The 11,525-nt window shown below is 44.1% G+C and carries 7 protein-coding genes; all 7 read right to left on the reverse strand.

The window, feature by feature from the left end; genetic code table 11:
• Positions 1–17: 17 nt before the first annotated feature.
• Positions 18–1,715, reverse strand: coding sequence for a RagB/SusD family nutrient uptake outer membrane protein (locus BM156_RS17775; RefSeq protein WP_093921249.1), 1,698 nt, complete (start codon positions 1,713–1,715; stop codon positions 18–20).
• Between the two features lie 20 nt (positions 1,716–1,735).
• Entirely contained in the window at positions 1,736–5,269 is a 3,534-nt protein-coding gene (locus tag BM156_RS17780) for a TonB-dependent receptor (protein ID WP_212733554.1), read from the reverse strand.
• 138 nt (positions 5,270–5,407) lie between these two features.
• On the reverse strand, positions 5,408–6,433 hold the full coding sequence (locus BM156_RS17785) for a FecR family protein (protein WP_093921250.1): 1,026 nt from the start codon (positions 6,431–6,433) through the stop codon (positions 5,408–5,410).
• A gap of 80 nt (positions 6,434–6,513) precedes the next feature.
• On the reverse strand, positions 6,514–7,119 hold the full coding sequence (locus tag BM156_RS17790; protein ID WP_093921251.1) for an RNA polymerase sigma factor: 606 nt from the start codon (positions 7,117–7,119) through the stop codon (positions 6,514–6,516).
• 127 nt (positions 7,120–7,246) lie between these two features.
• Positions 7,247–8,746 (reverse strand): TolB family protein, encoded by a 1,500-nt coding sequence (locus tag BM156_RS17795; RefSeq protein ID WP_139218327.1) that lies wholly within the window; start codon positions 8,744–8,746, stop codon positions 7,247–7,249.
• A gap of 1 nt (position 8,747) precedes the next feature.
• Complete coding sequence (locus BM156_RS17800; RefSeq protein ID WP_139218328.1) at positions 8,748–10,523, reverse strand: DUF6057 family protein; 1,776 nt, start codon at positions 10,521–10,523, stop codon at positions 8,748–8,750.
• A gap of 69 nt (positions 10,524–10,592) precedes the next feature.
• A complete protein-coding gene (locus BM156_RS17805) occupies positions 10,593–11,444 on the reverse strand; it encodes an endonuclease/exonuclease/phosphatase family protein (RefSeq protein WP_093921254.1) in 852 nt (283 codons plus the stop codon).
• Positions 11,445–11,525: the final 81 nt, after the last annotated feature.

Below are 11,525 nucleotides of genomic sequence, written 5' to 3' on the forward strand. Positions count from 1 at the left end.
TATTGTGAAAAATTGGCTTACCATCCCGGGTTGTTTGTTTCGATGAATGGGTTGGTGTTTATTTCATTGGCTGGAAGAGGAAGCAACAAATGCCTTTTTTGTCTGCGTTTGATGACATCCTTCTCATCCACATCAATGGCATTCATGGTTTGCAGGTAGATTCCCCAACGCAACAGGTCAAACTTCCGGATTCCTTCTGCAGCAAACTCTTTCACCCGTTCTTCCAAAATATATGAGCGGAATGACTCCTGTGTCCAAGGGCGGGTTTTAGCAATCTCGCCAGCTAGCGTACTATTGTTCCGGGTATTCAGCTTCTCAACCTGTGCAATTGCTTCAGCTGTGGGGCCACCATTTACTTCGTTCGCAGCCTCAGCATACAACAATAGCACTTCGGCATAACGCATAAAAGGGAAGTTGAAATCAGTTCGTTGTCCATCCAAAGGCACCGTAATCTGACGGAATTTCTTCAGCTTTGAGCCGTACAAGTGCGCACTGTAATACAAAATATCTGAAGGATCGTAACCATCCAATCCCAAACGAACTTTCACACTATCTTTTGCGGGATAGTACGAGTAAACCAAATCACCTGAAGAATTTGTTGACACGGGCACCCGGTGAATCACTCCCCATTTTACACGGCCATCATTTTCTTCGAACAGCTGATACCAGTGGTCACGCTGAACGTAATACCCCGACGACATCAGCCCTGTTTCTTTGTAGTACCCGGCATAGTCGGTGGCGACGTAATTGCTGGTTTCTGAACTTCCCGGTGTTGTTTGCAAGGTGAAAATAAACTCACCGCGATTCCGGCTTTCAACTGACCACAGCTCTTCCTGCGAAGGATAAAGCATAAAGTCGTTGGATTGAATGACCTCCATCGCTTTATCCATAGCCAACTTATAGTACTCGGCTGAGTTGAACTCTTCGTAACCGGCAACCTGCGTTTTCTGAAAGGTCAGCTTTTGCGGAACAGGAATAAACTGCTTTGCACCATTTTCGTTATAAAAATGGCCAGGGCCACCCATCACAGATACATTTCCTGAGGCCATTGACGCAGAGCCAATCGTCGCATAAACTTTTGCCAACAACGCTTTTGCGGCACCACGAGAAACATGCCCAATCTCAAATTCAGGATCCTGAGTGGAATACATCGCTTCTTCGGCAAACTTAAGTTCTTCGATAATGTGTTCATACACTTCTTTGATTGGGGAACGCGGTTTGTAAAGATCTGCTCCTTCAGCAATGGATTCTTTATACAAACATAAATCTCCAAAAAACTGAACTAGATTGAAGTAACTCCACGCCTTGAGGAAAGCCAGTTCGCCCATGGCATTGGCTTTTACTTTCTCATCAATATCCATTTGAGCAATCAACGATTTGTGGTAGTTTGCCCGGTGAATGGTGATGTAATAGTAATTATAGAAATTAATCACCGATCCGTGTTCGTAGAAGTTTCCGGCGCCAATGGTACCAAAAGCCCAGGCCGGTCCACTTTGATAGTCACAATCGAAATTGACTACGGTATGGTAATTTCCCCATTCAAAACCGTAATTTAGCGAGTTGAAAGCCCCCGCTACCAGCTGATCGTAATTGTTATTGTCAACCAAGTCCTCTCCTGCAATAAAAGTATAGGTTTTTTCTTCCAGCAAATCAGAACATGCAGTCAGAAAAAGCCCAATCACAATGGCTGCCAAATATTGTATTTGTCGTTTCATAATGTCAAGGTTTTAATTGGTTAAAATTCCAGTTTAAAGCCAAAAGTTACCGTCCTGGCACTCGGGTACGAAGCCATATCAACACCTCTTCTCGAAACATCACCACCGAAAGTATTCACATCAGGATCATACCAGCGATACTTGGTAATGGTGAAAAGGTTGTTTACACTTGCGTTTAGCTGCAAGGATTCAATCCAACGTGCCGGATTGCGGAAGAGGTAACTGAAGTTTAAGTTTTTAAGCCGAACATAAGAGCCATCTTCAACATATCTGTCCGATGCTTTCATACTTCGTGTGAATGTTCCATCAGGACGAGGCGAAGTTGCTCCTTCCCGATTTTCAGGCGTCCAACGATTGTCGTAAATAAAGTGAGGCATGTTACTAAAGCCCGACAAACTGTAACGTTTGATGTTAACATTCAGGATATCATTGCCATAAGTTCCTTGTAAGAAAAAGCTCATGGAAAAGTCTTTCCAGGTAATCGAGTTGGTAAGTCCGTAAAGTACTTTTGGATTGGTATTTCCAATGATCACTTTATCCCGGTCATCCACCACTTTATCGCCATTCGTGTCTTTGTATTTCACCTGGCCAATCATACTTCGAATACGGGAATCCGTTTCATCCCGAAACTGAGGATCAGCGCGTACTTCGGCTTCGCTATCATAAAAGCCATCTTCCTGGTAGCCATAAATCAAACCGATGGGTTCGCCATTCCTTCGCAGGAACATACTCTCCAATCCCCAGGCCACATCTGAGAATTGATCTGCTTCCAATCCGTCAACCTTATTCTGGTTGAAAGAAGCATTGGCATCAATTTTCCAACTGAAGTTTCTCCGAGAAAAGACATACACGCTTCCAGCCACTTCCAACCCTTTATTCTCCACTTCTCCATAGTTTGATGCCAGCGTTGAAAAGCCGGTACTTGCAGGAATAAAACGATTTTGAAGCAAGTCAACAGTCTTCTTATGGTAAAGATCAATGTTTACATTCACCCGTTTATCAAGCATGGTAATGTCCAAGCCCAAGTTTCCCTGGGTCGTTGTTTCCCATTTCAAGTTCGGGTTGGCAGGTCCACCCCAGCGTGATTCGGCATAACCACTAGCCAAACTGCCATCATACGGATAGTTCAGCGCCACCATTCGCGAACGGGTTGCATAGGCACTAATTCCTTGGTTTCCGGTTTGCCCGTAACTGGCACGAAGCTTTAAATCATCAAAAAATCCTAAATTCTTGATAAAATTCTCGTCCGATAGACGCCAGGCAAAAGCGACGGAAGAAAAGTCAGACCAGCGATTTTCCTTTGAAAAGCGGCTGGAGCCATCTCGACGATAAGACACTGTGAACAGGTATTTATCGAATAAAGAATAGTTGACTCGTCCCAGGTAAGACATCAACGAGCTCTCGCCACGGGTGCTGGAATTTGTTTCCTGGTGAAGAGCCGCCCCCATGTCATTTTCTTCGGTCAAATCATTCGGAAATCCGGTTGCACTCATTGTTTTACCACCCCAGTTCACATTTTCATATGTCCAGGCAACGACCGCATCAACGCGGTGAACCTCATTAAACTCTTTGTTGTATTTCAGAATAGATTCCAAGGTTGTACTTTCATAAAAGTTATCAGCCTGACGACCGTAACCATTTTTTGGAGCCAAGCCCTCTGCAACCCATCGGTTGTAGTATTCGTTTCGTGTATTTTTATTGTTGCCATACCCTAGGTTTTGCCTGAATTTCAAGAAATCAGTAAAGCTAATTTCAGCAAAAGCCGAGTTGAAAATATTAAGAGCACCAACCAGGTTCTTGGCAGTCCGCGTGTATAAGTATGGGTTCGCCAAACCAGACGAAGTATCTTCGGTGTAGCCCGAATCCCGATCAGGATCGAAAACAGGGCGCGTAGGATTGAACGAAATGGAAGACGGGATAACCCCATAGTTTTCACTGTTTGTGCGAGCTAAACGGTTGGTTGATTTTGTAATACTCAAATTATTTCCGACCTCAATCCATTCCGATATTTTTTTAGAGATGTTAGAACGCACCGTGTATCGTTTATAGAAAGAGTTCACAATCACTCCTTCCTGATCCAACATACCGGCCGAAAATAAGTAGTGTCCGTTTTCATTTCCTTCAGAAAAACTCAGGTTATATTCCTGAGTAACCGCTGTTTGGAAAATTTGATCTTGCCAGTTGGTACCTCCGCCTTCATAACCATTTCTAAAGTCATCCGGACCTGGCAAGTAGGTGCTGTCAACAATCATTTCCAGCCCTGTTTCCGGGTCAGTTTCTTTGCTGTATGACCAGCGACCATTTACTGGGAATGGCAAGAAATCATCGCCAACATATTCTTTCCCATCATAGGTATACCCATTGATTGCCTGTTCATTTCGATATTCAGCATAAGTGCCCGCATCCAACACATCAATTTTACTGACTACGTTGGATATCCCGAATTTGGAGCTGAAAGTCACTTTCGCCTTAGCCACACCACGCCCCTTGGTGGTGATAATGACAACCCCATTGGCTGCACGAGAGCCATAAATTGCTGTTGCCGAAGCATCTTTCAGCACTTCGATTGATTCAATATCATTGGGATTAATTAAGCTTAGCGGATTATTTCGTTGCTTGTCGCCAAAAGTTCCCGGAGCCGGAGCTTCTCCAGCCTCAAATGGCACCCCGTCAACAATGTATAAAGGTTCGTTACTGGTTGTAAACGAGTTCGCACCACGAATCAAGATGTTAATACCAGAACCGGGAGCTCCATCTGCCTGCTGCACCTGAACACCTGCCAAACGTCCTTGAAGTGCCTGGTTAATTCCCTGAGGATTGGTTTGCATCAAGTCTTCACTTTTTATGGAGGACACCGAACCGGTCAAATCACGCTTACTTACCGAACCGTAACCAATTACGACCACTTCATCAACGCCAATCGCTTTTTCTTTTAAGATAACTTGTAAGTCCTTCTTGCCTTTGACGGGAACTTCCAGAGTTTCCATGCCCACAAACGAAAAGACCAGGACGGCATCTGCGGGAATGTTATTCAGTCGAAATTGCCCCACGTCGTTGGTGACCGTACCATTGGTGGTGCCTGCAACCACAACGGTAACTCCCGGAAGTGGAGTTCCATCAACATCAACAACTTTTCCTTCGACAACTTTTAACAGCTGCCCTGACAAGTCGCCGTTTCTTCCTAAAGAATTGTCTTTAAACAGAAAAATCTGACGTTCATTGATGGAATAAGCCACATCGGTTCCTCGTAAAATGGAATTCAATATTTCATCAACATTCTTTTCAGCCACTTTAATATTGACCGTTTGATCAACATCAACCATGTTTTTGTTGTAAAGAAAAAAGAAGTCCGACGTCTTTTCAATCTCGTCAATCACCTCCTCCAATCTGGCATTATTCATATCCAGCGAGAGCTTGGCCTGCTGAGAATACGAACTCACAGCAAAGACCTGAGAAATAGAGACAAGCACAAGAATAATGGTGAATCGCATCATTTTAATCAATTCTATCAAGCCATGGCACACCCATGACCTGAGGTTGTGTTTTTTTTTCATAAATTTGTTCTTTGGTGGATTTAATTCCTTGCATAATTAATTCTACTTAGAAACAGGGCTGGTACGGGAATACCGCCCTGTTGTCATTTTTGGTTTATCTTCATAGGCAATCAGTTCGTTTTTATTTATTTATCATTTTTATTCTCTCAGCCATATCTCAACCCGCCCCCGATCAAACGTACCATCAAACTGGCTTGCTCGTTTATGAACCTGGTAACGAATAGGAGCTACCGAGGCCAGCATCGAACAGATTTCTTCCAAGCTTTCATCCTGAAATGTTGCCCTAAAAATCAAGGCCTTTAGCTTGTCGCCGTGCAATACAATCTCCGTGTTGTATTTTCGCTCCAGCCGCTTAGCCAACTCAGCCATCGGAACATTCCGGAAAATCAGCAGACCATCTTTCCAACTGGTATAAGCTTTTGAGTCGATATTTTTCTTCTCCATTTTCCGGGTCTGTTTATTGTAAATGAGCTGTTGATCAGGCATCAGATCTATCTCTGAATTTGACGCTTGGCACAAGACTTTGACTCGCCCGTGTTCCAAAATCACCTCAGCCGTCTTTTCATTTTCGTAAGCCACCACATTAAACCGGGTTCCTAAAACCTCAACATCAAAAAATGGCGTTTTCACCCAAAACTTTTTTCGTTCATCATGCACCACATCAAACCAAACTTCTCCTGACACTTCAACTTCCCGCTTTTTAAAATCAAGCGGATATTTGACTACGGCACCGCCATTCAACCATCCTTCGGTGCCATCAGGCAAATGAAATTTGGTTCGAGCTCCAATCGGAGAATGAATTTCGGCCCAACTATCGGCATCATCATAGAATTTAATCCCCAAGTACGCCAGGGTGGCACCAAACAATAAAGCCGGCAATAACAGCCAAACGGCAGCTCTTGCGAACTGTGCCCGGAAGCGATTCCAACGGCTAACAACAGAAGGTTTTTCTGGCTGAATCTGATCATGCAGCTGATCCAATAAAAGCTCCAGCTCTTCGTGCGACATTCCTTCGCCTCCAGCTTTCTCCCAATCCTCTTTCAGTAATTGTTTCAATTCATCGTCCAGCGACTCATTTTTAAAATAAGAAGCTACTGACAGGTAATCGTTAAATGAAAACCGACCCGATTTAAACCGTGTTATTTTATCTCGCTTACTACTCATGCTATAGGTTATATCCTTAAACTTGATTTTTCCACTATATGGAAAATGAAAAAATTGAAATAATTTATTTTGATGCTTGGTCAGCGATCAGAAGGCAAGAAAAACATCCAAAAGAAAAGCTCTGAAATGTTATTGCGACGTAACTCTTCCCGGAGTTTCTTCATGGCTGAAGACAAATGATTTTCAACAGTATTGGGGGAAATTCCAAATTCTTCCGCAATCTGTTTCACCGGCCAGCCTTCATATTTCCGTTTCAGAAAAATCTGCCGACGACGTTCAGGAAATTGCAGAATGATTTGTTCGACCTTCTCCAACAAAGACCGGAAATCCACCACCCGGTCCAAGTTGTTTTCCTGTTTTAGCAAGGAATAAATCAGTTCGTCTCGCGCATTGGTATCACGCAGTTTTCGAAGGAAGAATTTTTTAACCCGGCTGTATGCAATGGTAAAAAGATAGGCGTTGAACGAGCACTCTGGTTTTAACTTCTCCCGGTTTTCCCAGATGTACAGAAACACATCCTGCACAATTTCCCGAGCCTCCTCTTCCGATTTCAGGTAGCTCATGGAGAATTTATACAAACGCTGCGAGTACTTTCGAAACAAAACATCGAAAGACCGCACGTCTCCAGACTTTAGGCTTTTTACAGCATCATAATCGATTGGTATTACTGGCCTCTCATCCTTCATACGAACACGATCCGTCTAAAAAAAATGGATAAACTGAGTGGCCGTCGAAAGATTATTGAACGTTGAGCATGCTTCGCTATCTGTTGTTTTAAAACGCTTCGTTTCATTGGGTAAGCTTTTATCTGAGTTATGGGTTTGTTGTAAAGGTGTGTGCCTGGAAAAAACTGGCCGGGACTGCCGTTTGATTTCGAATCCGCTCAAAACTCCTCGGATCCAGCTGCACTTTTGACTTGACCAACTCCGGGACATTGAATGCTTTGGTAAATTTCTGACTAAAAAGCGGATCCTTAAAGGGAAGCAAAAAAGGCTTGTGAAATTTTCCGGCTGCATCAAAATAGGCAATGTACGAGCGCGTGTAAAGTCCATCCTGCCGGCGGCTGCTAAAAACCATCCAACGACCAGTTGACGACCAGGAATGATAACTTTCGGCCTGCGAACTATTCAACTCCGGACAGCTGATTTCATGAGTTACCAGATCCAAAAGCATCAAGTCACTTTCGCGATGCCAGATCGAGAAATTTCCATAATCTGACTGGCAATAAACCAAGTAACGCCCATCTGGTGATACGCGAGGAAAAGAAATGCTCTTTCCACTGTCGGAGGCATTCACGACAAGCTCCGGCTGACCAAACTGTCTGCTTTCCAAATCGAAAGCCACCTGATACAAATCGTATCGGATTTCATCGTATTGATCAGGGGGCAATGCTTTTGCAGCACAATAAAACAAAGTCTTCCCATCCGGAGCCCAAGTTGGGAAGGTTTCCAAAAGGCCGGCGGTAGCCAGCTGCGCTGGCTGACTAATAGCCTGATTGCGGGTATCGTACAAAACCAAGTCGGACAAAGTATCCAACACTTCCACTTGCTTATCGGGCAGCGCATGAAAGCTTTGCACAATTTTATTGACAGAAAATGCGACAAAATCACCACTCGGATGCCAAGTCGGATAAACTGCTGAAGACAGCGTCTCTGCCGTCTTGGTCTCCACCTTCGAGAGTTGCTGCCCCTGCCAAAAAACAGTTCCTCCTCCCGGACCACGCATATGAAAAAGCAGCTTATCCGGATCATTCATTCGAAAGGAATGGCAATTGACACACCCCCCGTGGTTTACCTCATTGGTTATGATGTGGCTTTCTTCAAAATCTTCAAGACAGCGCTGGTAAATCCCCATGCTTTTCCAGGTTTCAAAGCCCGGCTCAATCAAACGATATACCAAATACGAATCAATCCGATCTGCAACCACCCGATTTTCAAACCGCTGAAAACGCACCCAAGGTCCATCTTTTTGGGCCAAAATTTCAACGGCATATTCTCGTCCTTTGCTTTTTGCCGTAAGCTGCTTCCACTGCTTCATACCCAATTCAATCTTTCCTGAATTAGAATGAACGGAAAACAGCAATTCCTTTTCAACAAAAAAGCAAGCTATAAATTGGTCATAGTCTTCTTGAAGCTGAAAATTGAGTGGCGCAATATTTTCAGGAATAGTTAACTCCACATAATCAGGAAATAATTGCGGAAGACGATCAAGCTGAACATCTGCCTTGGGCAACTGCTGCTGGCAAGCGCTAAAGAGTAAAATCATCAAGCCCAAAATCACACCATATTGAATATGTCCCTTTCCTTTTCCCATTTCAATAAAAATAAAAGTAATACCAAAAAGTAGTGCCAAAAGCAGCTTCCAACTGATAAGCAGCTCGCTTTCCTCGATTCCGACTCAATGCCCGTGCAAACTCCTCGAACCGACGATAAACAGCAGGCTCCACCTGAATTTCATCCAGCGATTTTCCATTCAGGTTTTGATACAAGAGAACGGCTTCGGCAAGCTGGCCATCAAGCTGCCCTGAAAAGCGATCCGGATTTTTCAACACAAGCTCCTTCAGCTCCTCCAACTTTTTGTCGAGCAACAAACTAGCCGTGCAATAATCAAAAGCCGCGTCATTCTCCGGGCAATTCTGCAACAGCTCGTCCACCTTCAAATCAAACCCACGAATATCGGATGTAAAATCCCGATGTACTTGAAAAGTATAGTTCACAGTTCTCAGCAAAGGAGTGGATGCAGCTTGCTCAATTTGCTCACGAAACCGGAAAGCCCAATTCCGGTAGAAAAGGGTTTCTTCCAATAGCGACACGTATTTTTGAGCCAACTCCAGGTGTCCGTTTGCCAAGCTGGTTTGGGCCATTCTCTTTAACGCACGCGGATTCAGCCCATTCGATACAGATGATTCAAAGGCCCAGCGAAAGGCCTCGTTGAAGTAGTGGAGCTGGAAAAACACTTCTCCACCCAAAAGAGAGGCCAGTCGGTTTCGCTCCCAACGCAGGCGAAGTCCTTTGCTTCCTATTTGCGGATAGTCAAAAAGCTGCGTCGTCAAAAGCCCTTGTTTCGATAAGGCTAGATTGGTATAATAAACAACCAGCTGATTCACTCCGGGGTAGCTTTTGCCCAATTCAAGCACTTTATTCCACTGCTCCTGCTGCACGTAGTAATCCATTTTCAGAATCAACTCCTGCTTCTTGTTTAACCCATAATGGGAAACACCCCAAAAGGCAACACTCAACAAAACAACTGTCAACCCAATCGTTTTGAAATTCCAGGCTAACCATGCTTTACGTACTTGATGAGGAACAAACCAAACCACAATCAACAAAGTCGGCAAATAAAGTAAGTTCGCAATCCCCCAGCCATAAAGCGACTGATCCATCTGAATAAAAGGATAGCCCAGAAACACATCAAAAGGTAACTGAAAAACATCATAATAGCCCACTGCCAACCAGCCAAAGCTTAGTAAACAGTAACCCAGAGGAAGCAGCATGTGGGGTAATTTCTGAACCTCTTTCAATGTTACCAAAAGACATAAAAGCAGGAAGACAAAGGCATAAGCGCCAGCCAACCAAAACAGCAACGGCCAACAGAAAGCAAATCCAGCCAAACGCCACCATTGGTTATCCACCTCTAAATAAAGGCGAAAGCAAAGCAGCACCACGATTAAGTGAAACGAATAAACCTGCGAGTAATGCAGGTTGGTTTGAAGCATCAAAAGGCCAAGGACCGGCAAAAAGGACCAAAGCACACCATGGATATTCAGCTTTTTCAGGCAGCTTCGGATCAGGATAAACAAGAGCACTCCGACAGTCGTAAGTAAAAAAGCTCCGAGCCAGGGATAATAGAAGAACTGCACTAAAAAGGAACCTGCATATTCAAGAGGTTTTCCCGGTCGAGTAAGGAAAACACTCAGGTAGTCAAGATTAAAAGAGAAGAGCTGGGTTTGTTCAACGTGCCATAAGTGATAAGGTATACAAATGCCTAGGAATAAACCGTAAAGCACAAAGAAACTACCCGAGGCAAGCAAAAGCAAATGCCTTTCGGAAAACAATTTCCCAAATACACGGACTTTCGTTCTATGTTTCAACCCTGCATCCATCATGGTCATTCAAACCAAAGGGAGAAAATAAGTTTTGTGCTACCCCAAAAGGGCAGGCTAGTTCTTTTTCAAAATTGCTTCGAGGGGTAGGTGATCCGAAGCATAAGTTTCATTAACAGTATGATAATCCAGGACTTCAAATTGATCATTTGCCTGGTCATTCAAAAGGATGTAGTCCAGCGTACGATCCGGATTATCAGCAGGGAAGGTTAACGGACAATTGACACAAGCTGGAACAAGCGCTTCTTTCAAATCACTCATCACCGAATTGTCCGGTTTCATATTAAGATCGGCTCCAATAACCAACGGAAATTGTTGATAGGCATCGATCACATTGATCATGGTTTTTACCTGTAGCAAACGGTCTTCATCCGACAGATGATCGAGATGAGCTGAGCCAAAAGCCATCAGGCTACCATCAGGCAACTGCACTTTAACCAAGGCCAATGCTCTGATTTCAGTTTTAATGCTATCACGAACAGGCAAGCGATAAGCCTGAGCCTCAACAATTGGGAAGCGAGAAAGAACGGCCACACCATAATCGCCCTCCGAGCGGTCAACGGCCTTGGCAAAGAAATAGTCCATGCCCGTTATTTGGGCCAACTCTTTAGCCTGATGAACTGTTTTTCCTGAACGTTCGGTAAATGCATCCACTTCCTGCAAAGCCACCAGATCTGGTTTAATGCGGTTAATTGCCTCTCCAATAGCCGGCAAGTCGATCAGCTCCCAACCTCCCGAAGGTGGATGAGCAATCCGGATATTGTAGCTCAATACCCGGATTGTCTCCTGTTTAGTATTTTGAAGATTTTGGGGTTCAGCAGCGCCAGCAAGCAGGCCGGAACATAAGGCCAAACCAAGCAGCAAGGACCTCATCAACCCAAAACTTAACACATTCCTAGAATAGTTCATCAACTACCTGATTGAAGTAAGCGATGTTCTTTTTGATATCAGGCACTGAGTTGTCCCAGTTGTATTCATATTCGATGGAGA

It is taken from the genome of Sunxiuqinia elliptica (assembly GCF_900113005.1).
Taxonomy (GTDB): domain Bacteria; phylum Bacteroidota; class Bacteroidia; order Bacteroidales; family Prolixibacteraceae; genus Sunxiuqinia; species Sunxiuqinia elliptica.

Bases quoted from the DNA above. Each gene is read 5' to 3' on its own strand.
- BM156_RS17775 (WP_093921249.1), bottom strand. From the start codon at position 1,715: ATGAAACGACAAATACAATATTTGGCAGCCATTGTGATTGGGCTTTTT.
- BM156_RS17780 (WP_212733554.1), bottom strand. From the start codon at position 5,269: ATGAAAAAAAAACACAACCTCAGGTCATGGGTGTGCCATGGCTTGATA.
- BM156_RS17785 (WP_093921250.1), bottom strand. From the start codon at position 6,433: ATGAGTAGTAAGCGAGATAAAATAACACGGTTTAAATCGGGTCGGTTT.
- BM156_RS17790 (WP_093921251.1), bottom strand. From the start codon at position 7,119: ATGAAGGATGAGAGGCCAGTAATACCAATCGATTATGATGCTGTAAAA.
- BM156_RS17795 (WP_139218327.1), bottom strand. From the start codon at position 8,746: ATGGGAAAAGGAAAGGGACATATTCAATATGGTGTGATTTTGGGCTTG.
- BM156_RS17805 (WP_093921254.1), bottom strand. From the start codon at position 11,444: ATGAACTATTCTAGGAATGTGTTAAGTTTTGGGTTGATGAGGTCCTTG.